This is a genomic window from Bacillus sp. FSL R5-0585 (genome assembly GCF_038004545.1).
GTDB lineage: Bacteria > Bacillota > Bacilli > Bacillales > Bacillaceae_G > Bacillus_A > Bacillus_A cereus.
The window spans coordinates 3,445,531-3,468,488 of sequence record NZ_JBBORJ010000001.1 but is presented as its reverse complement, the minus strand read 5'-3'; the positions used below and the strand labels follow the sequence as shown (position 1 = coordinate 3,468,488).

The window sequence follows — 22,958 nt, the reverse complement described above, 5'->3', positions numbered from 1 at the left end:
AGTGGATTAAGAGTAAAACAATTTAAATATTTTTTTACACAAGATGTAACTATGAAAGTTACATCTTGTGTAAAAATAAATAAACGGGAGGAAGTAATATGCCTAAATCAAATTTAGAAATTATTAAAAGCACGTATGAAGGATCAGCTTCTTCAAATGCAAAGCATTTAGCAGAAGCCCTCTCTGAAAAAGTGGAATGGACAGAGGCAGAAGGTTTCCCGTACGGCGGAACATATAAAGGCGTAGAAGCTATAATGGAAAATGTATTTAGCCGTTTAGGATCAGAATGGGATGATTATAAAGCAAGTGTAAATACATATCATGAAGTAAACGGAAAAGATGTAATTATTGCTGAAGGTATGTATTCTGGAGTTTATAAAGAAACAGGAAAATCATTTGAAGCAGAATTTGTTCATGTATGGCAACTTGAGAACGGAAAAATCGTGAAGTTTAAGCAATATGTAGATAGTCATATTGTTAGGGAAGCGATGAAGAGATAATGCTTTTTAAATGGATCGTAGGTATATGCATTACAATTATAGTAATTTTCTCGTCTATAGTTGGCGGAAAGAAATTGCTTGCATATGTGGAAAAAGAAAATAAAAATATTCAAACCGAGCGAGCGGCAAACGAAAAAGAGAAAAAAGCTGCAGAAGAAGCTCCGCAAATTAGTGAAGGTGAAATTATTTCTACTATGCATAAAATGGTGCACCAAAAGGTAAAATCCTCTGAAAAATGGGGATTTGTAGAGATGACAAAAAAGGAAATTTCTAATGTAAAAAGAGATATTGAAAATAGTACAGGTTTTCAATATAAAATGAAGTTATTTTCTATTATAAATAGGTGGGAAAAAGGAGATTTTTCTCAAACTGTTGAGGAGCATAACTTTTTATGGAGCCTTCAAGGTGGAGATACTGGCAAGGCGACGGAACGTTTATCGCCAGAAGAGGAAAAGCAGTATATAAAAGAAATGAAGAGTAAATAAAAACATCGCCAACCCAGATGACGATGTTTTTTCATTAAGAATGTTTTCGTATTAAAGGTCTAGTTGGCTGAACGGCAACAGTTTTGAAATGAGAAAATAAATAACATCCTGTTACAACGACAATTGTCCCTAAAATTTGTATCCACGTTAATTCTTCTCCGAGAAATATGAATGCTAAAATGGCTGTGAAAATTGGATTGAAGTTTAGAAAAATACCTGATGTAGTTGCGCCTAATTTTTGTACGCCAATATTCCAAAATACCATACAAAGAACTGTCGAAATAAGCCCAGTATATAAAAGTGATGTGATGAAAGAAGTATTTATATTTGAAACAGTGAAGCTACCTATGTTAAACGGTAGTAATAAAATAACGCCGAAAATACCAGAGTACAACGTTGCCATAAGTGGTGTAGTTGTTTTTGTTGCCCATTTACTACAAACAGAATAGATTCCCCAAATACAAACTGCTGCAATCATCCATAAATCACCGCTATTAAAATGTAGTGAAAATAAAAGCGAGAAATCACCTTTTAATAGGACGAGGATGACCCCGAAGAATGAAAGAATCATGGATAGGATTTGAAGTGTATTTATTTTTTCTTTTAGAAATAATACTGAAAATAATGCGATTGAAATTGCATTCAATGTAGAGATAAGACCTACATTCGTAGCGGATGTTTTTTCTAATGCTAAAAATTGAAAGATGTTAAAAAGAGCGACTCCTGAAATTCCCATGAATATTAACGGAAGTATCGCGGTACGTGGTGGAAGGATTTTCTTTTCTTTAAACCATACCATTGGTAATAAACAAACAATCGCAATCAGCCACCTTAAACTTGTCAGTGTCATCGGTGATGCATGATCGACGAGTGATTTTCCAACGACGAAATTTCCTCCCCATAATAAGCTCGTTAGTAATAGTAAAAAGACGTAAAAATAAGGCATGATAAAATCCCCTTTTTTGTAATCAATACTAATTGTAAATAATTTTAGCATTTTTCTTTATTATGTAATATATTCTTTTGTATAATGGTGAAAACTCGATAAAATATTTAGTTTAAAATGATATTTACAGAAAAATATTCAGTTTTATATAAATTATAAGTTGTTTTTTCGAATAATCATCGGTAAGAAAAAAGGAGGAATTGTAATGGAGTCGTCTGTTATTAAAGTGTTGGATGATTTGGATGTACAAATTTTAGATATATTGCAGAAGGATTCACAAGTAAGTAATGCAGAGCTGGCACGTCGCGTTAATTTATCACCGGCTGCGATGCATGCAAGAATAAAAAGGTTAGATGGGGAAGGTTTCATCGATAAGCAAGTTGCGATTTTAAATCAAGAAAAGCTTGGGTTTGATTTATTATGCTTTATTTTTATGAGTACGAATATTCATCAATTTGACAAGTTGGAAGTGTTGGAGAAAGAATTAGAATCAATGCCGGAAGTGTTAGAATGTCACTGTTTAACAGGAGAGTACGATTATTTATTAAAGGTTGCAAATCGTGATCGTAAAGAACTAGAGCAGTTTATTAGAAAGCTGAATAAGCTTGGTATTACACGTATACAGACGAGTTTGGCACTTCGTGAAATTAAATATTCAACAGTATTGCCGATACGAGATGAGGAACCGAGCATCGATTAGATTGCTTGGTTTTTTGTTTGTATAAAGTGATTGACGAGGAGAAAAGAGAGCTGTATTATTATATAAAATTATGAATTAAAATTCATTTAAAGTTATAAATATTAATATCGAGGGCAAGGGGATGTAATATGAAAATCTGTAATGCGGTGACGAGTGATGTGAAAGAAATTTATAGTCTTATTGAGGTTTATGCAAAAGAGGGAGTTGTTTTACCACGTTCTCTTTTGTCTCTTTATCAATATTTGCAATGTTTATATGTTATGAAAGAAGACGAGAGAATTGTTGGAGTTGCTGGATTGCATGTATTGGGGGAAGATCTTGCAGAAATACGATCGTTAGTAGTTTCGCATACATATGCAGGGAAAGGGATAGGGCGTATGCTCGTAAATCATGTAATGGAGGAAGCTACGAAAATAAATGTAAGAAGAGTAATTTCCTTAACATATGAAACAGTATTTTTTCAAAAGTGTGGATTTGATTTTGTAAATAAAGAAACGTTGCCAGAGAAAGTATGGATTGATTGTAGACATTGCCCAAAGGTGGATTATTGTGATGAAGTGGCGATGGTGCGGTATGTTGGATGAAAAATTTATAGGGAAAAGTTCCCACTATTATTTACATATATAGTGGGAATATATATTTCCATAAGAAATGGACAGGTTATTAAGAATTTGAATTCTTTTGTCTTACGGCAAAATTATAAAGTGGATCTTTAAGTTCATAGTTATACGTTAAACCGTCAACAATTCCTACAACTTTATCGCTATCATAAAGATCGAGCATAAATTGTGCCATTTGTTTTGCAGTGTGGAATTTCGGTACAACATTATCGTATTGGAATTCATCAATATCAAATGAACGCTTTGCAAATTCTGTTTCAGTTGCAGCAGGAGCTAAAACTTTTGCTTGCAGTTTTGCGCCTTGTTCTTTCAGTTCGTGAGACAACCCTTCTGTAAATGCACTTACATAGAATTTTGTAGCGCAATACGTAACAGCATCAGCAACAATTGTGTATCCGCCGCCCGATGAAACGTTAATAAGCTGTGTTCCATCAACCATTGAATAATCTCGAACGAAAAGAGAAGAGAGTATTGTTAGTGCTTCTATATTTACATGTAACATCGTTTCGATTTTATTTAAATTTTGTTCAGCAATTGAGGCGAAATTACCAAAACCTGCGTTGTTAATCCATGTTTCAATTTGAAAAGATTGTAGGCTTTCATAAAGTTTATAAACATCTGCAGTAACAGATAAATCAGTTTTTCGAATGACAACATCCAATTCTGGATGCATTTCGTTAATTTTCAATTTTAATTCGTTTAATTCTTCTTGTCTTCGAGCTACAAGTACTAAATTTTTTCCGCGAGATGCAAATGCTAAAGCTGCTTCATAACCAATTCCGGAACTTGCGCCAGTAATAACCGTGTATTTCATATAAAATCCCCCTAAATTCAAATTCATTTATGGTTAGATTGTATTTGTTAGAGTATACTCTAAGTCAAACGTTTTTTATAAATTTGATACGGTTATAAAATATATGAGGGTAAGCATGTGAAGGGAGTTTTAGTATGTACACAATTAGCGAGGTAGCAAAATTATTAGGCGTGAGCACACATACACTACGTTATTATGAAAAGGAAAATATATTAATTGCAAATCGTGATACAAATGGAAATCGACTTTACGAAGAGTCACATATAAAGTGGTTGCAGTTTGTAATGAAATTAAAACAAACGCAAATGCCAATAGCGAAAATAAGAGAATACGCTAGATTATATACAGAAGGGGAGCATACAACAGAAGCTCGTTTACAGCTCCTAGAAGATCATAGGAAATCTATTCAGATTCAAAGAGAAAACTTAGAAGTTACAGAGAAGATGCTTGAGAATAAAATTCGTGCATACAAAAACTCATTGGAAAATAAATAGATGGTTGTTATGTGATGAAAAATGGATTTGATCTATGAGTATTTCATCATAGTGTATGGATAAATAAAAAAGAGCAGCTAGCAAAAGCTAACTGCTCCATTCAAGGGATCTCTCCAAGGGGGAGTGGAGAAAATATTATGTTACTAGCATTATTGACAGATTATTAAAAAATATACAAATAGGATGAAAGAAATTTTAAATAAACTTTCGGCATTGACAATTTTTAAAATGTTCATGTACAATATATATGAATGACATTCAGTCATTTTTGTGTGACAGGATGCAGTTAGCTTAGAAATGGAACAAATACAATGGTAAATGAGGATGATAGTTGTTTTTATATAGTATTGATGAAAGAGTATATTTTTTAAAATAAAAATGACTGATAGTCAGTCATAAGAGGTGAGAGGTATGAAAAATAGAGCTTGGTTATATGTCATATTAACATGTATCTTTGAAATTTTTTGGGTGTTTGGTTTTAATACGGCTAATACTTGGTGGCATTGGATTATTATTTTAGGAGTTATCGCTGTTGATTTTCACTTCCTTTCTAAAGCGTGTGAACATCTTGCAACAGGAACTGTATATGCTATTTTCGCTGGAGCTGGTACGGTAGGTACTTTCTTAATGGATGTATTTCTTTTCGGTGGAAGTTTCAGCGCAGGCAAACTATTCTTCATTCTTATGGTAGTAGCCGGCGTTATCGGTTTAAAGTTAGCTGACAATAAAGAAGAAACTGTGGAAGGAGTTGCTTAAAAATGGGTTGGTTTTTCGTATTTTGTGCTGCAATTAGTGAAATAGTCGGTGTGATAGGACTTAAAATGTATAGTAAAGATAAGACATTAGCCAATGGTGCGATTTATATAGGTGGGTTTGCTACATCCTTCGCATTTTTGTATACTTCCTTCTTATTTTTACAAGTAAGTGTCGCGTATGCGGTTTGGATTGGTATCGGAACAGCGGGTGCAGTTTTGTTAAACATGTTCTTGTTTGGTGAGTCGAAAAGTAAAGCGCGTATCATTAGTGTGTTTCTTATTGTATGTGGAGTGACAGGATTAAAGGCACTTTCTTAAAGATATATTGTATTTTTATCTCCTAATTGTTTATTAGGAGATTTTATTATAAAAAAATGATTTCCTCTTAGAGTTCACTATCATTGACAGTACAATCGATTATCTTATAAAATGAGTGACAGTCATTCAATATGCGTGTGAAAGGGTTTAGATGATGAATAAAAAAGAGAAAATTGTCTATGCAGCTATTGAAGTGTTTCAGGAAAAGGGCGTCGAAAAAACGAAGATTTCTGATATCGTGAAATTAGCTGGCATTGCGCAAGGAACTTTCTATTTATATTTTCCTTCTAAGTTATCTGTTATGCCTGCAATAGCAGAAGTGATGGTTGAAAAGATGATACTTGCAGTGAAAGAAAAAGTGCAAAACGATGCGCCTTTCTCAAGTAAAGTGACGCAAGTAATAGATGCGGTGTTTCACTTTATAGCTGAATATCGTGAAATACAAGCTTTAATGTATGCTGGTCTTGCATCTACAGAACATATAAAAGAATGGGAAGCTGTGTATGAGCCTCTTTATATGTGGCTAAGTGAATTTTTAAATGAGGCAAAAGAAGCCGGTGAAATTCGTGATTCGGTTCACGCAGAGCGAACAGCGAAGTTATTTATCGCTCTAGTTGAATCAGCAGCGGAACAAGTGTATTTATATGATCATAAAGATGATGAGCAAGTCGATTTGCAAAAGGCAGAAGTACTAGATTTTTTAACACATGCACTACATATAAAGAAATAGTGAGATGAACCTGTCTGAAAAGGTAGGTTCATTTTTGAGGAAAACTGAATGATAGTCATTCACCTAATGCGTATGTATGTGTGGAAGGATAGTGTGAAATTCTAACGAGTAGGGGGCATCTCTACTCATGACCAGCCCACAAATAGAAGGATAGAGAAAAAGCTTCTTGGGCATTATTTTTTGAGAGGAACTTACGGGAAGAGGTGTTAAAAAGTGAAGAAACCGATAAAAGAACAAAAGATGGTATTGGTCATTCTTTTGAGTAATATATTTATCGCTTTTCTAGGGATTGGATTAATCATTCCGGTTATGCCGTCCTTTATGAATGATATGCATTTAACAGGGAAGACGATGGGATATCTCGTTGCAGTGTTTGCAATGGCACAGCTCATTACTTCACCTATTACAGGCCGGTGGGTTGATCTTTACGGTAGAAAGAAAATGATAATCATTGGATTATTTATTTTTGGTGTTTCAGAGCTTCTTTTTGGATTAGGAAAAGATGTATGGATGCTTTATGTAGCAAGGGTATTAGGCGGAATTAGTGCTGCTTTTATTATGCCTGGTGTTACGGCATATGTTGCGGATATTACATCTATTCAGGAACGTCCAAAGGCGATGGGATACTTATCTGCGGCTATTAGTACTGGATTCATTATAGGTCCTGGAATCGGCGGATTTATTGCAGAATACGGTATACGTGTGCCGTTTTTCGTTGCAGCAGTAATTGCTTTTATAGCATGTGTGATTTCGATCTTTATTTTAAAAGAACCGTTAACGAAAGAAGAACTTGCAGAGATTTCTTCTAATACGAAGGAATCAAGTTTTATTGGTGATTTAAAGAAATCATTACATCCAATGTATGCAATTGCATTTATTATCGTATTTGTACTCGCATTCGGATTATCAGCGTATGAAACAGTGTTTAGCTTGTTCTCTGATCATAAATTTGGCTTCTCGCCGAAAGATATCGCAGCAATTATTACAATTAGTTCAATCTTTGGGGTAGTTGTGCAAGTATTTATGTTTGGCAAATTGGTAGACATGTTCGGTGAGAAAGTATTAATCCAAATATGTTTAATTGTAGGTGCAGTATTAGCATTCGTCTCAACTGTAGTCTTTAATTATTGGATTGTACTTCTCGTTACTTGTTTCATTTTCTTAGCATTTGATTTACTTCGTCCAGCTTTAACGACATTTTTATCAAAAGCAGCCGGAAAAGAGCAAGGATTCGTTGCTGGAATGAACTCGACTTATACGAGTTTAGGAAATATCGCAGGACCAGCGATGGGCGGAATATTATTTGATATGAACATTCATTACCCATATGCATTTTCAGGAGTTGTTTTAATAGTTGGTCTCGCTATTACATTTATGTGGAGAGAGAAACAGTTGGCTGAAAGTTTTGCGAAGTAATGAAGCCCCTTACGACTGTAAGGGGTTTTTGTTTTATAAACTTAACCCAAACCGTTTTAATTCAATAAAAATCCCCTCTAATTGCTTTCCTTTATCCGTTAATGTGTACTCTACACGAGGCGGAACTTCTGGATATACTTTTCTCGTTATAATGCCTTGAGACTCTAATTCTTTTAGTCGAAGCGATAATGTTTTTGGACTAATCCCATTCATTGATTTTTGTAAATCACTAAAGCGTAATGTTCCTTCGATAAGAAGATCACGAATGATTAAAAACGTCCATTTTGTACTAATTACATCAAGCGTTTTAGCGATAGGACAAGGTATGCCAGGTAAACCTTTCGTTAATTCAACTGGATCTATATTGTTCATGGAACTAGCCTCCATAAAATTTTTTTTGATGAATTTGCTTTATAGTATCACAAAACTATACTTTTGGTAACTATATGAAAAAAATATCACTACTTCCATAAAGGAAGTTAATGCATATACAATAGCAATACGGAACAAAAAGGATTTATATAAGGAGGTGGTGATTTCCATGGGGATAAAAAAGTTACTTGGATTTCTTAGTTTGTTTGTTATTTGTATTGTGCTTGTAGCATGCGGCGCGGAACAAAAAGGTGAAGTTCAGTTATTAAAAGAAATGCCAAGGCCAAAAGCAATGACAATTGATCCCTCACTAAGTAAAAAAGAAGCGACAGAAATGGTTCATGCCGCGCAGCGTTTTTATGCATTTTGGGATACAGGTAAGGAGGAACTTATTCCGCAGACTGTTACTGAAAATTTTTTCGATAATACATTGCCGAAAGGGCGACCACAAGGCATTGAAGGATTAAAGTTTGCAGCGCAAAATTTTCGTAAAGTTGTGCCTGATATACATTGTGAGATTGAAGACTTATTAGTTGTTGGTGATAAAGTAACAGCCCGTCTTTTTTTTACAGGAATGCATAATGGTAAGAAAATTAATTTTTTTGCAATTGATATTTTACATGTGAAAGACGGAAAGATAACGGAAGATTGGCATTTAGAAGATAATCTTACACTACAGCAGCAACTCGGCTTAATAGCCGAAGAGTAGATCATATAGGGGAGAGAAAAACGATGAAAAATATATTTATTATAAATGGACATGAAAAATACGGTACAAAGGAAGGACGATTAAATAGAACGTTAGTAGATTATATGGTTACTGTATTAGGCGAGAATCATCATGTGAAAACAACAACGATTCAAGATGGTTACAATATTAAAGAAGAACAAGATAAGTTTTTATGGGCCGATGTTGTGATTTATCAAACACCGATTTATTGGTTTAGTGTACCGGGCTTATTTAAAACGTATATGGATGAAGTATATGAATACGGTTTGTTCTTTAAAGGTGCAGATGAATATGGAACAGGTGGTTTATTAAAAGAGAAAGAGTATATGTTCTCTACAACTTGGAATGCACCTGAAAAAGCATTTGGAGATAAGACGAAGTTCTTTGAAGGAGAAAGTTTAGAATCAGCGCTTAGTCATTTACACCGCGTGCAAAAGTTTCTCGGTATGAGTCCGTTAAAGAGTTTTGCTTGTTATGATGTGGTGAAGAATCCGGATATAGAGAAGTTTTTAGTGAACTTGAAAGATCATTTAGATGGAGTAATTAAATAATAGTATGTGAAGAAGGTACTACTAAGGATGTAGTACCTTCTCCTTTTATAAAAACTCACACTTTAATACGTGGATGGCTGTATCCATAACTTCGCAAAATTTGCCCAACCAAATGAATCAATTGTTACGTTTTTTAAAGAAGAAGGGTATGTTTTTCTTTTTAAAACGTGATAGTTAAATAAAATGATGTGTTCTGCTTGTAAAAACTCTTCAATCTCATACATGAGTTCATAACGCTTTTCTTTATTTTCTTCTAGTAAAAATGTATCTAGTAAACAGTTAATTTGTTTTTCGTAGTGCGGGTCCATGAACCGATTTACGAAGCAACTTTTATTTTTAAATACATTTAAGAATGCAATTTCATGATTGGCAGCAAAGACTTCTCCCATGAAAATAATATCAGCATGTTTATCAATAGAGCGATCCATATAATCTGAAACGGGAAATGGGTGAAGCTCTACTTGTATACCTAAACTTTCACATCGTTCTTTTAAGAAATATGCATCATTTGCACTATCTTTAAATGCGAAGAAGTAAATATGTATCGTTTCTCCATTATATGTACTCTTTTTCAAATACTCTTTTGCTTTTTCTAAAGAGTAGGATCTTCTTGTTGCAAGGCGGCTTCTATCAGGGAAGAAGCTTGATGCAGCAATTGTCCGTCTACCCTCTATGTTACGAAGTATCATTTCAACATCATATAGTTCTCTCCAAGCTTTTCGAAAGTAAATGTCGTGATGAGGACCAGGTTTTTTAAAGTTGAAGCTAGCATAAATACAACCTATTTCTTCTATTTGTATATCATGCCTTTCATTTTCCTCTTCGTTTGGTAGTTCATAATCAGCATCTATTTGCACATGGTCAGGAATACCCCAAAATTCAATACGGTCTAATAACGCGCGCTCTTTAAAATAATGGGTGAACGCTTCGAGTACGATATTATCTTCAGAGTAATGAGCAAGTTTGAAAGGTCCAGTACCTATATAATGATGATTTTAAATACTCGTATCACGCGGTAAAATTGCGAGCTGCATGGAACTTACATAGTGTAAGAAAAATAAATTTGGTTTTGCTAAATGGAATCGAATTTGCAGTGGTGATGGTGTTTCAATTTGAATAATTTCTTCTGTTAACCATTCGAAAGGGGATTGAACTTGTTTTAGTCTTTCAAATGAAAATTGTACATCTTTAGAAGTTAAAATTGTTTCGTTATGAAAATATATATCTTTTCGTAAATAAAAGGTCCACGTAAGTCCATCTTCACTTAATTCCCACGTATGCGCAATGTGAGGCTCCATTTTTTCAGTAACATCGTTATAGACGACTAACGTATCAAAAATTTGACTCGTAAGATGGCTCTCTGTAGTTACAGCCACAAAAGCCGGATCTAATGGGAATATCTTTCTTGATATAGGAATCTTTAATACGTCGTACATATCATTTGAAGGTTCGTATCCAAAATGATGATGTAGTTTATTTTCTATCTTTGTTTGAAGTGCGAGGGGGAGGGGTTCTTTTAAAAGAAGAAAGATATCTTTTAATTTTTCTTGCGCTAACAGTTCATCTGTATAGGACTCAATCGCTTCTACGAAATTATGTATAAATAGAATTTCCGTTTTATTTCCGCGGCCTCGTCCTGGAGTCCAGCGAATTAATTGTTCCTCACTCATTTTCTTTAATAAAATCTTTACGTTTTTCGTACTGCAATATAAAACATCAGCTAATTCTTGTAAGCTATTTCGCATATGTTGTTGATCTTGTGCATGTAGTCTTAGTCTAATGTAATAGTCCATAATTTTCATATATACACTTCCTTCTATCATAAAAGGGGAAACTCTTTAGAATATTCTAACCTTTTTCTTCCTTTTTTTCAAAGTAAAATAAGTAAGCATAAGGAGGGGGAAACAATGGGATTTTGGAGTATGCATCGAAATATAAAAATTAGAATTATAACTTCGTTTTTAACACGTACTGTGTCCACGATGATTTTTCCATTTATGGCGATTTATTTTTCAATAAAGTTAGGTAGTGCGGTTGCTGGTGCGTTACTACTCATTAATGTCATAGCTTCATTAGTAATTGGTTTATACGGTGGATATGTTGGAGACCGGCTTGGGCGTAAAAAGGTTATGATTATCGGTCAAAGTATACAAGTCATTTCTATTGCTTGTATGGGAGTTGCGAATTCGGATTATGTAGATTCACCGTGGTTAACATTTATCTTTATGCTAGTGAATAGTTTAGGATCTGGACTTATGAATCCTGCGACAGAGGCGATGTTAATTGATGTGAGTACACCTGAAAATCGAAAAGTAATGTACAGCATTAATTATTGGGCTATTAATTTATCCATTGCGATTGGAGCAATATTTGGTGGGTTACTATTTGAAAACTATAGATTGCAATTGTTTATCGTATTAACGCTTGTTGCAATTATTACTTTATATGTGATGGCTGTGTATATGGAAGAAGTGTATGTAGCACGAAAAACGGTGGAGAAGAAAAATGTATTAAAAGATATGGCAGATAGTTATAAAGTCGTGATGAAAGATAAAGCATTTTTAATTTTTTGTGCAGCGAGTATATGTACATTGTCTTTAGAGTTTCAAATTAATAATTATTTAGGTGTTCGCTTGCAGAAGGAATTTGAAACGGTGCACTTTTTATTCGGGAATGGTGTTACGTTTGATTTAACAGGGATTCGCATGCTGAGCTGGATTTCTGCAGAGAATACAATTTTAGTTGTGTTATGTTCAGCACTTCTTATTAAAATGCTGAAAAGCTTCAACGATTTGAAAATCTTATATGTAGGTTTATTCATTTATACAATTGGATTTACAATACTCGGAACGAGCAATAGCTTATGGATTTTATTAATTGCAGGGCTTTTCCAAACGGTAGGTGAGATGATGTATGTGCCAGTGCGTCAATCTATTATGGCAGATATGGTGCCAAATGAGGCAAGAGGTTCTTATATGGCGATTAACGGAATGGTCTTTCAAGTGGCAAAAATGAACGGGGCATTAGGTGTTATGCTAGGTTCATTTATTGCATCTTGGGGCATGAGTGCTCTGTACTTTATCGTTGGTATGAGCAGTATTTTACTATTTATGAAAGCGATAGGGAAAGAGAAGTATGAGGATGAGAGAAATGTTTCTCAAATTGGATGAAACTATATAAAAGCGAACCAGTTATACTGGGATTCGCTTTTTATATAATTTTTAGAACGGATCAACTTCAGCTAAATTTGGAGTAGTACTAGGCTGTAGCAAAAGATTTTTTAATGTGCCTACTTCAGAAAGCGTTACTAATATGTAGCCACTAATCAGTACAATTAGCCCAATAACGCGTAACGTTTGTAAGCTCACTTCATTATTATTCGTTTCCGTTGGATTTGGGGGCGTTGAAGGTGGATTGTTATTCATAAATAAGGCTCCCATCTTTTGTATTTATATATGTGCGAAATCATTATTTAACTTATGGATAGGAATTATATAGTCATTTTCACTATATGAGAACTGCCTATGAAAAGTGATAAGGAATTTTTTGGCGAGAAAAAGGGGGAATCCAAAAGATTATTAAAACTGAACTTTTGGATTCCCTCTTTTTATTTATCTTGCTATTTGTGGTGGTCGGATTGCCTGTAAACGACCAGTTGGTGAGGGCTAATTAATCAGTAGGGGATGAATAAAACCCCAATGATTAACTATTTTCATGTAAATAAAAGGAGGTTAGTTATCCTAATATACGCAACGATTCTTCAATAAACGCTGGGATGTCCTCTGGCTGTCTACTTGTTACTAGCTGATTTTGACATACGACAACCTCTTTGTCATGAAAGTTCCCGCCGGCATTTTTCAAATCGACTTCAATAGATTTATATCCAGTGATATCACGTCCTTCAAGTGTTTGTGCAGTGATGAGTAGCTGAGGTCCGTGACAAATAGCGAAAACGGGTTTGTCCGCATCCATAAATGCTTTACTAAAGCGAACAAAACGTTCATCTGCACGAAGTATATCTGGGGAGAAACCGCCTGGTATGAAGAGGGCATCAAAGTTTTCTGGAGAAACATCGTCAATACTTTTATCAATTACGACTTCACTTTTTCCTTGTTTACCGTGTACCGTTTTCCCTTTTTCCATTTCAATAGTTGTTAATTCATATCCCTTTTGTTTAAAAGCTCCTACTGGCTCTGTGTATTCTGTGTCCTCGAAATAATCCGTTATTAAAATAGCAATTTTTTTACTCATTCTAATCCGCTCCTTATATTATCGGTTCCAGAATCTTCCTTGGGCAATGCCTTCTATAAATGATTCAATTGAAGTGTTTGTTAAGTTATAAACTCCTGCTCCATCTAATTTAATTTTACTATTGTCCAAAGCATGAGGATTACTAAGGACATGAGCTATCGGTTTAAAATGTTTAAAAGTAGTTTCTGTAAATTCTAAAACAGGGGGGTGAATGACAGACTCACTACTAAACACTAATACTGCATCAAAAAGGGAGGAGTCTGTTGTTGTATAAGTATCAGTTACTTTAATGGAATCATTGAAATGATAAATTTTATTATCTATGATGCTATAGTTCATTCGGTGCTGTGCAAAAGCTTGAATCCATTCGGACAGAAGGGAGACGCTTGGGTCACCATTTAATAGAATTGCGACATTTTTAGAATCAGATTTAAAAATAGTATTGGACATACTTAGTGCAGGTGATTTTGCATCTGAATTTACTTCGTGATTTTCTTTAGGTAAAGGAGCTCCAACAATGTTAGCGACTTCTTGTGCTAATTGACGATCGACGTGGTTTAGGAGAGCAATTACATTTGCCTTCACCATGTCTGATTTACACTTCCCAACTTCAAAGCAAAAAGCTTCTTTTATGTGCTGCTTTTCAATAGGGCTCATACTATTGTAGAAAAGTTTAGCCTGAGAATAAAAGTTAAGAAAGCTTTTACTACGACCTCTAATTTTATGCCCATCAATCTTTTCTTGATAATGTTCATATCCTCCTTGTTCGGCTTGGACGGTTGCAGGTTGATTGTTATTTAATCCATTAGGATGATAGCTTGTTTGACCGCGATGAATCTGCATTTGATGCATACCATCACGTTGATTATTATGAAAAGGACATACGGGTTGATTGATAGGGATTTGATGGAAATTAGGGCCCCCTAAACGAGATAATTGTGTATCTGTATAGGAGAATAATCTTCCTTGCAGAAGAGGGTCATTTGAAAAATCAATACCTGGTACGACATGACCAGGGTGAAAAGCTACCTGCTCTGTTTCAGCAAAGAAGTTATCAACATTTTTGTTCAGTGTCATTTTACCAACTAATTTTACGGGAACTTCTTCTTCTGGCCATAATTTCGTTGGATCTAAAATATCAAAATCAAATTTATGTTCATCTTCTTCTGGAATTAACTGTAATCCAAGCTCCCATTCAGGATAATCCCCTTTTTCAATTGCTTCGTATAAATCTTGACGATGAAAATCAGGATTTTTCCCAGCAATCCTTTGAGCCTCATCCCATACTAATGAATGAACCCCGAGGGTAGGTTTCCAGTGAAACTTTACGAAATGGGCTTTTCCTTCTGCGTTAATGAGTCGAAATGTGTGAACTCCAAAACCTTCCATCATTCGTAAACTACGCGGAATAGCTCGGTCGCTCATTTGCCACATAACCATATGAGTGGACTCAGGATTATGCGCAACAAAGTCCCAAAAGGTATCATGAGCGCTAGCTCCTTGAGGAATATCATTATGTGGTTCTGGTTTAACTGCATGGACAAAATCAGGAAATTTAATAGCATCTTGGATAAAGAATACTGGCATATTATTACCCACTAAATCATAGTTTCCTTCATCTGTATAAAATTTTGTGGCGAATCCGCGTACATCTCTTACTGTGTCGTTGGATCCTTTAGAACCTTGAACGGTTGAGAAACGTACAAATACAGGTGTTTTCTTTGAAGGATTAGTAAGAAAATCTGCTTTCGTATATGTTTCTAAAGATTCATAAAGCTGAAAATAACCATGAGCGCCAACCCCGCGTGCATGAACAATCCTTTCGGGAATTCGTTCGTGATCAAAATGGGTCATTTTCTCGCGAAAATGGAAATCCTCCATTAAGGTTGGGCCTCTTAAGCCCATCTTTAAAGAAAATTCATCTTCAGCTATTTTTACTCCTTGGTTTGTTGTTAAAGCATGTTTGCATTGATTGTCAGTAACGTGATGCTTCAATTGTTCCGTTTTTTTATTCACAATATAGGCCCCTCCTTTACTCTGTTAATTTAATAGATACCCTTTTTATTAGTATGTAAACATGTATTATGATTTTTGTATGTAAAAATCATAATTAACCCCTAAAACATCAAGGTGAAGAAAGGGAGTTTGTATAGCACTCTATGCTTAAGAAAAACAGGAGTAACATACCTAAAGTTTTTAATTAAGTATGAACGATAGGTTTAACATTAAAAAATAAAAAAGCCAAGGAGAAAATTTATTTTCTCCTTGGCTTTTAAGATAATTCTTTTCGTTAAAATGCGGAAATTCTTTGCTTCGTTTTTGGTACAATAATAAATTTGATCCAGAGTAACCCGACAATCATAATGATAAGGCTATGTAAAAATTGACCTGTAGCAATGAGTATAACAATTGAAAATACAATGAGTTGGATGCTTAGCAATATAAAGATTAAGCGAAGAAATTGCTTCATTCTTTCTTCAGTACCAATCGGATATAATGCTACAATAATATTTCCCGAAAAATATTTCCACAGAGAGCGAAGTTGCATAGAAATCATATATAGGACGATATAAGCGATAGCACCTTTTACGTATATATTTGGTATGAAATATAAGGCGAAAGCACCGATCAATCCTAAGCGAATATATATACCGAAATAATCATTTCCACGTAAAAATGCGAGTGTATGTAAGTAGAAGAAAGTTGCTCGTTTTTTATGTAATAAAGGTTCAATCCAATTTGTAAGCCATTTTCTTTTATTTACTTGTTTATTCAGTTGCGGAACATCTGTGAAAATGCTAGCAAATTGATAAAAACGAACGTTCATTTTTTCTTCTTGCTCGATTATGTAATCCCACGGTATTCGTTTTGTAGGCTGTTTTTTCGTATATAGAAGTAGGAAAGCAAGTAGTAAGAGTAGTCCGCCCAATATGAGAACATTTGCGGAATAAAACAGCATGTAAATGATTAGGGCGTTACAAGTAATACGAATGATCAGCCATATATTTTTTTCGTGACTATCACGCCACATCCAATGTATGTACATGTTCCAGGCTTTCGTAATCATTAACACGATAAAGATTGTACATAAAAAAGGTACAGTTAATTGTAATGATTGCATAGCAAGTGGAACGAGAATAAGGAACGTAAATAACAATGGGAAAAGCTGAATGATGTAATTGTATAGAAGAGATTTTTTGAAATAAGATGTTAGTTTCTCTTCTAGTGCTAGTAAATAGACAGCATCAGGTTTTTGAATAAATGTACGGATAGGGCATCTCGTTATAATGAATGTAAGTACAATCGTTATAATTATTAAAGATATTCCTTTAGAAGGAGATGCTTTTAGAAACTGAGCATAATAATATGCACCAACGCATGAAATAAAGATAAAGCTATATAGTAAACCGTTAATCATACGTGCAAAGTATGTAATGATATTTTGAATATGTTGTTGGAAGCGACTGCTCCATAGCGATTCAATTGACATGTTTTTCACCTCTTTGTTCTATTATATATGTTTTACAAAAGAAAAAACGAGCAAATTGCGTTATGCAACTTGCCCGTTTTTCTTTTCGTTATTTTTTTTCTGATCACGATTCATTAATGGATAGAAAGCAAATCCAATTACAAATAAACCAATTCCGAGAAGGAACGTTTTTATATCGGATGCGCCGGTTTTAATAACCCATAGTGCGTAGCAAAGTGCGATAACTGCGACTATGCCATCTGTAATTCTTGCCCGCATTTCATTTTTATATGTTTCACCAGTTGCGACTAGTTTTAACTGGAAGATTGGTGAAACGAGATATGGAATGAGGTAGGCGAGTGTCGATACGGTAATAACGAATGTATAAGCTTCCGCAATGGTTCCTGATAATGTTGAGAATAGGAACACTTGCGACATAATGTTTGTTAATCGTAATGAGTAAATTGGACTTCCTTTTTTATTTGTTTTCGTGAAGAAGGAAGGGAAGAAACCTTCTTTTGCTGCTTGATAAGGTACTTCTGAGCTTAATAAAATCCAGCCTAAGATAGAACCGAACAGGGAAGTAAGAGCAAGTAATGCCATCAGTTTCCCGCCGCCATGACCCATTGCAGCGTTTAGTGCATCTGCTAATGGACGTTCAGAAGCTTGTAATTTATCAACGTGAAGTACACCCATTGTTAAAATTGTGATTCCTAAGTAAATTGCAACTGTAATAAGTAATCCCGCAACTGTTGCACGCTTTACCGTTTTTGGAGAAACAGCACGGTTTGATAAAAGAACGGCTGACTCAATTCCGATAAACGCCCAAAGCGTTGTAAGAGCAGCTAAATTTACTTGTGAAAGAAGACCGTGTGATGCACCTGATTTATCAATCATCGGTGTGTACCATTGTCCAAACTTAGAAGCTTCGAATGCAAATAACGTAACGACGATGAATAAAAGGAATCCAGTTACTTTCGTTGTTGTTGCTAAGAAGTTTAGTTTTCCAGCTCCGCTTACACCGTTTGTTAATATAATATGAGTTCCCCAAAGTAAGATGGAACAAATCGTAAATGTAATTAGTTTTCCGACTTCTACGTTAAACGAACCGATTGAAAATAGTAGTCGCGTATCTTTCATAATTGGGAAGAAGAGTGATAAATATCCCGCAAATGATGTAATGATGGCAACGTTACTTGCCCAGTTTGCAACCCAATATCCCCATACCATACTGAAGCCAGCCATTTTTTTCTTTTTTGGTGTTGAGAATAAAGCATATGCATGACTTTGTGGCCCTGTCGTTAAATCAGGACGACGAATTGCTAAATTACCGAAAACAAGAGCTAGCATTAAAACACCAAACCCTGTAGTTAACCAAGCTAAAGTGACACCGAGTGGGCTTGCTGTTTGTGCCAACGTACTTGGCACCATGAAAATACCAGCGCCAACCATGTTACCGACAACGAAAGCTGTTAGTACCCAAAAGCCCCATTTTTTTTGTTGCATAGAAAATACCTCCAAAGTTAGTATAACCAAGTCAAGCGAGGAGATATGTATGTCTTCCTGAGTCAGGAAGAGAAGTCCCAAACAAAACAAAAAAAGCACGTAATTTGCCGCTACATGCTTTCTATCTTATAAGAAACCCACGACATACCTCTCGATAGCTCTCCACAAACGAAACGTTTGTGACAGTTCTGCACTTATTAAATGCAGACCCAGCAAGCGTGCATGGTGGACACGACTTACTTCGGCAACCATTCCTTTCTCATTCCTTCATCAATGCCACTACATCTCCTGAAATGATACTCTTAATGATTGCAACCTCTACCTCACCGAGATACGAATGAGGATTTAAATATTAAATTAACGTCTTTAAGAGTAACAAATGAATTTTTATACGTCAATGGATATAGTAATAATCAGATTATAGAGAAGAGTTTGTGATTAAAAGTAAGAGGGATTGTTATGTAATATTTGAATTTTCGTAATATAATACATGTTATTAGCGCTAGATGATTGAAAAGGGGATGAAGTAAATGTCTGTATGTCATAAACATTCAGTAATAGGTGTGCTAGATTCGGGCGTTGGGGGATTAACAGTTGCGAGCGAAATTATAAGACAATTGCCTAAAGAAAGCATTTATTATATTGGTGATAATAAGCGTTGCCCGTATGGGCCAAGAAGTGTAGAGGAGGTGCAATCTTTCGTATTTGAAATGGTTGAGTTCCTCAAACAGTTTCCATTAAAAGCGCTAGTCGTAGCATGTAATACTGCTGCAGCTGCTGTATTGACTGCGCTGCAAGAAGCACTTTCCATTCCAGTTATTGGCGTTATACATCCAGGAGCAAGAGCGGCAATTAAAGTAACAAAGAAAGAGAAAATCGGAGTAATTGGAACTGTAGGTACGATAAAATCTAATATGTACGAAAAAGCATTACACGAGCTTGATACATATTTGGAAGTGCATAGTCATGCGTGTCCGACTTTAGCTACAGTTGTAGAAAATCGATTAGAAGATATAGCATATGTCACGCAGCAAGTGAAACAAGCTTTACTTCCATTAACGAAAGAAGATATAGATACGTTAATTCTTGGATGTACGCATTATCCACTTTTAGAGTCCTATATAAAAAAGGAACTAGGAGAAGATGTAACGATTATTAGTTCTGCAGAAGAAACGGCGATAGAGTTAAGTACCATTTTACAGCACAAAGGAATTTTGTCTGACAATCTGAATCCGAAGCATCGTTTTTTTACAACGGGATCTGTTTTATCATTTGAACATATTGCTGAGCGATGGCTAGGGTATCAAATTTCTGTAGAATGTGTACATTTGCCTATGAAAAATGCGTGTATGCATAATTAAGATTTAGTAAATTACGTTTTTAAATAAATTAGGTTCGTTTCATAAGAAGGAAAGAATAAGCTTTTAATTGAAATGATTAAGGTCATTTTAATTAAAGGAGAGGTTTGATTATGGAATTATCAAGATCTCAATTATTTGCTTTGGAGTATATTTCAAAATATGCAGAGAACGAAAAACGTGAGGCTAAAGCAACGATTAATCATATACTTAAAATGTCTAATATTACAGATGAAATATTTGAAGAGGCTGTCGCTAATTTAAAATCTCATGCAAGGATTGCTTTACACTTTCATCCAGACAGACTAGATTCGAATATGAAAAGTGTTGCTGAAGCACTGTTTGAGCAAGGAGTATATAAAAGTCAGTTTGAAACATTGCTATCTAATGGAAGCGTATCTGCTTACCCTGGTGGTGAACGTGACCTTTGGGAAAAAAGAATATTTGGAGGAGCATATCAATTAGAAGGCGTAACAAATAATCAACGGCCAAAATATGGAGCGCTAAATTTAATGTTACATCCAGATGGGCCGGCTCCGCGTTTTGGTTCCTGTTATTTTCTCTTATCTCCAAAAGTTTCTTCGCGCTCTACATATACGTATTTAGATTCGCATCAAGATCCGAAAGAAAAGGGGACTTATGAGGAGTTTGATATGATTTTAGCTGCTCTTTTGGAAGAGACATTTGTAAGAGATTTTGCAATTGGTGAAGGAAATTTGACTCCAACAATATTAATTAATCATTTACTGGCTAACCTGAAAAGGCCGTTTATAGATGTAGTAAGCAAAGAGCCAGCCCGTAATCTTAATCATTATATTGAAGCGCAGATTCATGGAGAGATTTCTCTTAAAGAAGACGTGGAGGCGCTTGTTGCAGATCCTTCATTTAAGGGTACGGATGTAGGAAGAGTTTTAGAAGAAATTTGCCTGAAGTATGCGATTGATTTGTATTGGCACATCGGTTTTGTACTTGCGGTAGACGAAGTTCCGATGGATTTTAGAGGTTCAAAAATGCCATCTTTAGCAAGACGTATTGCACGGAATCATTGCATCGATGCAAATATAATTGGCTCTGCTGTAGTGGATTTGAAACGCAATCCATTATCTTGGAGTGATCGTGGAACTTATGAAGAAGTGCTTCAGGAATTAAAATTATTATGGCATGTTTTAGTTCGATTTGGAAAACCAAATCGGAAGTAGAACGAAATACTCCGTTTTTCGGAAGTATTTATATAGAAAAGAAGCTGATCTAAAAATAGATCAGCTTCTTTTTATAAGATTAAACTAAGTTTAATACAGTTACTTTTTCACGTGTCATAGACTCAAGGCTCTTACGAATACCTTGTGCGCCCATACCTGAACCTTTTACACCGATAAATGGGAAGTGGTCAGGGCCGCGCTCTGTGCGTCCGTTAATTTGTACAGAACCAGTTTCGATTTTGTTAGCAATTGCAAATGCTTTGTTAATGTCTTTAGTGAAGACACTTGCTTGCAGACCGAACTCTGATTTGTTAGCAATTTCAATTGCTTGTTCATCTGAAGAAACACGGATGATCGGAAGGATTGGGCCGAATGGCTCTTCCCAAGCAACTTTCATCTCTTCTGTTACGTGATCGATTAATGTTGGGTAAATTAAGTTACGCTCACGTTTGTTACCGATAACGATTGTAGCACCTTTTTCTACAGCGTCGTCAACTAAACCTTGAACGAAGTCAGCAGACTTGTCGTCAATTAATGGAACGATTGTGCTGTCTTGTTCTGGAGATCCAACTGATAGTTCAGCTACTTGCGCTTTTAATAAGCTAACAAGCTCGTCCGCTACGTTTTCGTGTACAAGTACACGTTTAATAGCTGTACAACGTTGACCAGAGTAAGAGAATGCACCGCTTACGATATGGTTTGCAGCATCTTGTAAGTCAGCATCTTCACGAACGATACCAGGATCTTTACCACCAAGTTCTAATACAAGTGGAATCATTGAAGCTTTTTTCGCTAAATGTTTACCTGTGTTTGTACCACCTGTGAACGATACCATATTGATGCCTTCGTGTTCTACTAAGTAGTCACCAATTACAGAACCGCGTCCTGTCGCTACGTTTACAAGTCCTTTTGGAAGGCCAGCTTTATGAAGTGCTTCAACCATTTTAATACCACTAATTGCACCTTGAGTTGCTGGTTTGAAAATAACAGCGTTACCCATAATTAATGCTGGTGCAAGTTTTGCAGCAGATAAGTTTACTGGGTAGTTAAATGGTGCGATTGCTAATACAACACCAAGTGGTGCACGTTGGATAATCGCAAGTTTAGATTTTGTTCCGCCAGGGAAGCTATCGCCCATCATGCTTTCTCCGTGCATATGTAAAGCTTCTTCGATCGTGTAACGAATGAAGTCAGCTGTACGAACAACTTCTTTCTTCGCATCTTTATATCCTTTACCGACTTCTTTCATAATGATATCGGCAATTTCATCCTGCATATTTACGAGCTCATCAGCCCATTTATATAAGTATTTTGCGCGATCCTGTAGGGAAGCTTCGGCCCATGATTTTTGAGCTTCTTTTGCAGATGCAATTGCTTCATCTACTTCTCCGCGAGTAATTGCTTGTACTTGTCCAATTACTTCGTGTAAGTATGGAGATGGAATTTCGATTGTTTCTCCTGAAGAGCTTTCTCTCCATTCTCCGTTTAAATAAAATTTGTACGTATTGCTAGTTGTCATGATTAGTCCTCCTAAAATAGCAACTTGTAAGAGTGAGTATAAGGTGATTGTAGGGGGTTTGATAACATTTTTCAAATGAAATGTTTGTGAAAACGATTTCTTATTCTTTTTTTATTTTGTATGCCCTTTCTTACAGAACATTCCCTTATTTCAAAATGGTGTATCATATATTTTTATTTAAAGTGTGAAAAAATAATTGACAGAATACTCAATAAAGTTGTAAGA

The 22,958-nt window shown here is 35.3% G+C and carries 23 protein-coding genes, 1 pseudogene and 1 riboswitch; of the genes and pseudogenes, 14 read left to right on the top strand and 10 right to left on the bottom strand.

The window, feature by feature from the left end; genetic code table 11:
* Positions 1 to 98: 98 nt before the first annotated feature.
* Together MKY38_RS17870 and MKY38_RS17865 are read left to right on the top strand one after the other, a co-directional pair.
* Positions 99 to 500: a nuclear transport factor 2 family protein gene (locus tag MKY38_RS17870; protein WP_001126689.1), complete on the top strand. Its 402-nt coding sequence runs from the start codon at positions 99 to 101 to the stop codon at positions 498 to 500.
* Positions 500 to 985 (top strand): PRK06770 family protein, encoded by a 486-nt coding sequence (locus MKY38_RS17865; RefSeq protein ID WP_065224696.1) that lies wholly within the window; start codon positions 500 to 502, stop codon positions 983 to 985. Before MKY38_RS17870 ends, MKY38_RS17865 begins: the two co-directional genes overlap by 1 nt.
* Positions 986 to 1,019: 34 nt before the next feature.
* Here MKY38_RS17865 and MKY38_RS17860 read toward each other — a convergent pair whose 3' ends face one another.
* Entirely contained in the window at positions 1,020 to 1,931 is a 912-nt protein-coding gene (locus MKY38_RS17860) for a DMT family transporter (protein ID WP_030023432.1), read from the bottom strand.
* A gap of 205 nt (positions 1,932 to 2,136) precedes the next feature.
* Here MKY38_RS17860 and MKY38_RS17855 point away from each other — a divergent pair, with 205 nt between their 5' ends.
* Both MKY38_RS17855 and MKY38_RS17850 read left to right on the top strand, forming a co-directional pair.
* Positions 2,137 to 2,631 (top strand): Lrp/AsnC family transcriptional regulator, encoded by a 495-nt coding sequence (locus tag MKY38_RS17855; RefSeq protein ID WP_000446088.1) that lies wholly within the window; start codon positions 2,137 to 2,139, stop codon positions 2,629 to 2,631.
* A 128-nt stretch (positions 2,632 to 2,759) separates the two neighbouring features.
* Positions 2,760 to 3,215, top strand: coding sequence for an N-acetyltransferase (locus MKY38_RS17850; protein WP_000686667.1), 456 nt, complete (start codon positions 2,760 to 2,762; stop codon positions 3,213 to 3,215).
* Between the two features lie 79 nt (positions 3,216 to 3,294).
* Here the strand turns inward: MKY38_RS17850 and MKY38_RS17845 are convergent, their stop codons facing one another.
* Positions 3,295 to 4,065: an SDR family NAD(P)-dependent oxidoreductase gene (locus MKY38_RS17845; RefSeq protein WP_341049329.1), complete on the bottom strand. Its 771-nt coding sequence runs from the start codon at positions 4,063 to 4,065 to the stop codon at positions 3,295 to 3,297.
* 134 nt (positions 4,066 to 4,199) lie between these two features.
* Here MKY38_RS17845 and MKY38_RS17840 point away from each other — a divergent pair, with 134 nt between their 5' ends.
* The 5 genes from MKY38_RS17840 (at position 4,200) to MKY38_RS17820 (ending at position 7,778) form a co-directional block, all read left to right on the top strand.
* A complete protein-coding gene (locus MKY38_RS17840; protein ID WP_065224695.1) occupies positions 4,200 to 4,559 on the top strand; it encodes a MerR family transcriptional regulator in 360 nt (119 codons plus the stop codon).
* A 411-nt stretch (positions 4,560 to 4,970) separates the two neighbouring features.
* Positions 4,971 to 5,315: a DMT family transporter gene (locus MKY38_RS17835; RefSeq protein WP_000796019.1), complete on the top strand. Its 345-nt coding sequence runs from the start codon at positions 4,971 to 4,973 to the stop codon at positions 5,313 to 5,315.
* A gap of 2 nt (positions 5,316 to 5,317) precedes the next feature.
* Positions 5,318 to 5,632: a DMT family transporter gene (locus MKY38_RS17830; protein WP_000539671.1), complete on the top strand. Its 315-nt coding sequence runs from the start codon at positions 5,318 to 5,320 to the stop codon at positions 5,630 to 5,632.
* A gap of 151 nt (positions 5,633 to 5,783) precedes the next feature.
* On the top strand, positions 5,784 to 6,362 hold the full coding sequence (locus tag MKY38_RS17825; RefSeq protein WP_001999151.1) for a TetR family transcriptional regulator: 579 nt from the start codon (positions 5,784 to 5,786) through the stop codon (positions 6,360 to 6,362).
* Between the two features lie 213 nt (positions 6,363 to 6,575).
* Complete coding sequence (locus MKY38_RS17820; RefSeq protein WP_000742955.1) at positions 6,576 to 7,778, top strand: MFS transporter; 1,203 nt, start codon at positions 6,576 to 6,578, stop codon at positions 7,776 to 7,778.
* A 33-nt stretch (positions 7,779 to 7,811) separates the two neighbouring features.
* Here the strand turns inward: MKY38_RS17820 and MKY38_RS17815 are convergent, their stop codons facing one another.
* A complete protein-coding gene (locus tag MKY38_RS17815; protein ID WP_001059472.1) occupies positions 7,812 to 8,150 on the bottom strand; it encodes a winged helix-turn-helix transcriptional regulator in 339 nt (112 codons plus the stop codon).
* 169 nt (positions 8,151 to 8,319) lie between these two features.
* Here MKY38_RS17815 and MKY38_RS17810 point away from each other — a divergent pair, with 169 nt between their 5' ends.
* Positions 8,320 to 8,859, top strand: coding sequence for an ester cyclase (locus tag MKY38_RS17810; protein ID WP_000511570.1), 540 nt, complete (start codon positions 8,320 to 8,322; stop codon positions 8,857 to 8,859).
* Between the two features lie 23 nt (positions 8,860 to 8,882).
* Entirely contained in the window at positions 8,883 to 9,431 is a 549-nt protein-coding gene (locus MKY38_RS17805) for an NAD(P)H-dependent oxidoreductase (RefSeq protein ID WP_000789190.1), read from the top strand.
* 62 nt (positions 9,432 to 9,493) lie between these two features.
* Here the strand turns inward: MKY38_RS17805 and MKY38_RS17800 are convergent.
* Positions 9,494 to 11,254: pseudogene (locus MKY38_RS17800) on the bottom strand (SgrR family transcriptional regulator).
* 84 nt (positions 11,255 to 11,338) lie between these two features.
* Between MKY38_RS17800 and MKY38_RS17795 the strand changes: the two are divergent.
* Positions 11,339 to 12,601, top strand: coding sequence for an MDR family MFS transporter (locus tag MKY38_RS17795; RefSeq protein ID WP_000508230.1), 1,263 nt, complete (start codon positions 11,339 to 11,341; stop codon positions 12,599 to 12,601).
* A 51-nt stretch (positions 12,602 to 12,652) separates the two neighbouring features.
* Here MKY38_RS17795 and MKY38_RS17790 read toward each other — a convergent pair whose 3' ends face one another.
* The 5 genes from MKY38_RS17790 to MKY38_RS17770 all read right to left on the bottom strand — a co-directional run bounded on the left by MKY38_RS17790 (position 12,653) and on the right by MKY38_RS17770 (position 18,657).
* A complete protein-coding gene (locus MKY38_RS17790; RefSeq protein ID WP_001063866.1) occupies positions 12,653 to 12,856 on the bottom strand; it encodes a hypothetical protein in 204 nt (67 codons plus the stop codon).
* A 310-nt stretch (positions 12,857 to 13,166) separates the two neighbouring features.
* Positions 13,167 to 13,682 (bottom strand): type 1 glutamine amidotransferase domain-containing protein, encoded by a 516-nt coding sequence (locus MKY38_RS17785; RefSeq protein WP_137049935.1) that lies wholly within the window; start codon positions 13,680 to 13,682, stop codon positions 13,167 to 13,169.
* A gap of 18 nt (positions 13,683 to 13,700) precedes the next feature.
* On the bottom strand, positions 13,701 to 15,698 hold the full coding sequence (locus MKY38_RS17780; protein ID WP_070179748.1) for a catalase: 1,998 nt from the start codon (positions 15,696 to 15,698) through the stop codon (positions 13,701 to 13,703).
* A gap of 274 nt (positions 15,699 to 15,972) precedes the next feature.
* Positions 15,973 to 17,172 carry an ABC transporter permease gene (locus MKY38_RS17775; protein WP_070179749.1) on the bottom strand — a complete coding sequence of 400 codons (1,200 nt, stop codon included), beginning with the start codon at positions 17,170 to 17,172 and terminating at the stop codon, positions 15,973 to 15,975.
* Between the two features lie 60 nt (positions 17,173 to 17,232).
* Complete coding sequence (locus MKY38_RS17770; protein ID WP_001186301.1) at positions 17,233 to 18,657, bottom strand: amino acid permease; 1,425 nt, start codon at positions 18,655 to 18,657, stop codon at positions 17,233 to 17,235.
* Between the two features lie 147 nt (positions 18,658 to 18,804).
* Positions 18,805 to 18,986: riboswitch (Lysine riboswitch) on the bottom strand.
* Positions 18,987 to 19,187: 201 nt separating this feature from the next.
* Between MKY38_RS17770 and racE the strand changes: the two genes are divergently transcribed.
* A complete protein-coding gene (racE, locus tag MKY38_RS17765) occupies positions 19,188 to 20,018 on the top strand; it encodes a glutamate racemase (protein ID WP_341049321.1) in 831 nt (276 codons plus the stop codon).
* 110 nt (positions 20,019 to 20,128) lie between these two features.
* Positions 20,129 to 21,214 carry a DUF3626 domain-containing protein gene (locus MKY38_RS17760; RefSeq protein ID WP_341049318.1) on the top strand — a complete coding sequence of 362 codons (1,086 nt, stop codon included), beginning with the start codon at positions 20,129 to 20,131 and terminating at the stop codon, positions 21,212 to 21,214.
* 79 nt (positions 21,215 to 21,293) lie between these two features.
* Here the strand turns inward: MKY38_RS17760 and gapN are convergent, their stop codons facing one another.
* The gene (gene gapN, locus MKY38_RS17755) at positions 21,294 to 22,733 is read right to left on the bottom strand and encodes an NADP-dependent glyceraldehyde-3-phosphate dehydrogenase (protein WP_000213634.1); all 1,440 of its coding nucleotides are present in this window, start codon (positions 22,731 to 22,733) and stop codon (positions 21,294 to 21,296) included.
* Positions 22,734 to 22,958 lie beyond the last annotated feature (225 nt).

Excerpts from the sequence above, each read along its gene's own strand:
- MKY38_RS17870 (WP_001126689.1), top strand. The coding sequence starts at position 99 with ATGCCTAAATCAAATTTAGAAATTATTAAAAGCACGTATGAAGGATCA.
- MKY38_RS17865 (WP_065224696.1), top strand. The coding sequence starts at position 500 with ATGCTTTTTAAATGGATCGTAGGTATATGCATTACAATTATAGTAATT.
- MKY38_RS17860 (WP_030023432.1), bottom strand. The coding sequence starts at position 1,931 with ATGCCTTATTTTTACGTCTTTTTACTATTACTAACGAGCTTATTATGG.
- MKY38_RS17855 (WP_000446088.1), top strand. The coding sequence starts at position 2,137 with ATGGAGTCGTCTGTTATTAAAGTGTTGGATGATTTGGATGTACAAATT.
- MKY38_RS17850 (WP_000686667.1), top strand. The coding sequence starts at position 2,760 with ATGAAAATCTGTAATGCGGTGACGAGTGATGTGAAAGAAATTTATAGT.
- MKY38_RS17845 (WP_341049329.1), bottom strand. The coding sequence starts at position 4,065 with ATGAAATACACGGTTATTACTGGCGCAAGTTCCGGAATTGGTTATGAA.
- MKY38_RS17840 (WP_065224695.1), top strand. The coding sequence starts at position 4,200 with ATGTACACAATTAGCGAGGTAGCAAAATTATTAGGCGTGAGCACACAT.
- MKY38_RS17835 (WP_000796019.1), top strand. The coding sequence starts at position 4,971 with ATGAAAAATAGAGCTTGGTTATATGTCATATTAACATGTATCTTTGAA.
- MKY38_RS17830 (WP_000539671.1), top strand. The coding sequence starts at position 5,318 with ATGGGTTGGTTTTTCGTATTTTGTGCTGCAATTAGTGAAATAGTCGGT.
- MKY38_RS17825 (WP_001999151.1), top strand. The coding sequence starts at position 5,784 with ATGATGAATAAAAAAGAGAAAATTGTCTATGCAGCTATTGAAGTGTTT.
- MKY38_RS17815 (WP_001059472.1), bottom strand. The coding sequence starts at position 8,150 with ATGAACAATATAGATCCAGTTGAATTAACGAAAGGTTTACCTGGCATA.
- MKY38_RS17810 (WP_000511570.1), top strand. The coding sequence starts at position 8,320 with ATGGGGATAAAAAAGTTACTTGGATTTCTTAGTTTGTTTGTTATTTGT.
- MKY38_RS17805 (WP_000789190.1), top strand. The coding sequence starts at position 8,883 with ATGAAAAATATATTTATTATAAATGGACATGAAAAATACGGTACAAAG.
- MKY38_RS17795 (WP_000508230.1), top strand. The coding sequence starts at position 11,339 with ATGGGATTTTGGAGTATGCATCGAAATATAAAAATTAGAATTATAACT.
- MKY38_RS17790 (WP_001063866.1), bottom strand. The coding sequence starts at position 12,856 with ATGAATAACAATCCACCTTCAACGCCCCCAAATCCAACGGAAACGAAT.
- MKY38_RS17785 (WP_137049935.1), bottom strand. The coding sequence starts at position 13,682 with ATGAGTAAAAAAATTGCTATTTTAATAACGGATTATTTCGAGGACACA.
- MKY38_RS17775 (WP_070179749.1), bottom strand. The coding sequence starts at position 17,172 with ATGTCAATTGAATCGCTATGGAGCAGTCGCTTCCAACAACATATTCAA.
- MKY38_RS17770 (WP_001186301.1), bottom strand. The coding sequence starts at position 18,657 with ATGCAACAAAAAAAATGGGGCTTTTGGGTACTAACAGCTTTCGTTGTC.
- racE (WP_341049321.1), top strand. The coding sequence starts at position 19,188 with ATGTCTGTATGTCATAAACATTCAGTAATAGGTGTGCTAGATTCGGGC.
- MKY38_RS17760 (WP_341049318.1), top strand. The coding sequence starts at position 20,129 with ATGGAATTATCAAGATCTCAATTATTTGCTTTGGAGTATATTTCAAAA.
- gapN (WP_000213634.1), bottom strand. The coding sequence starts at position 22,733 with ATGACAACTAGCAATACGTACAAATTTTATTTAAACGGAGAATGGAGA.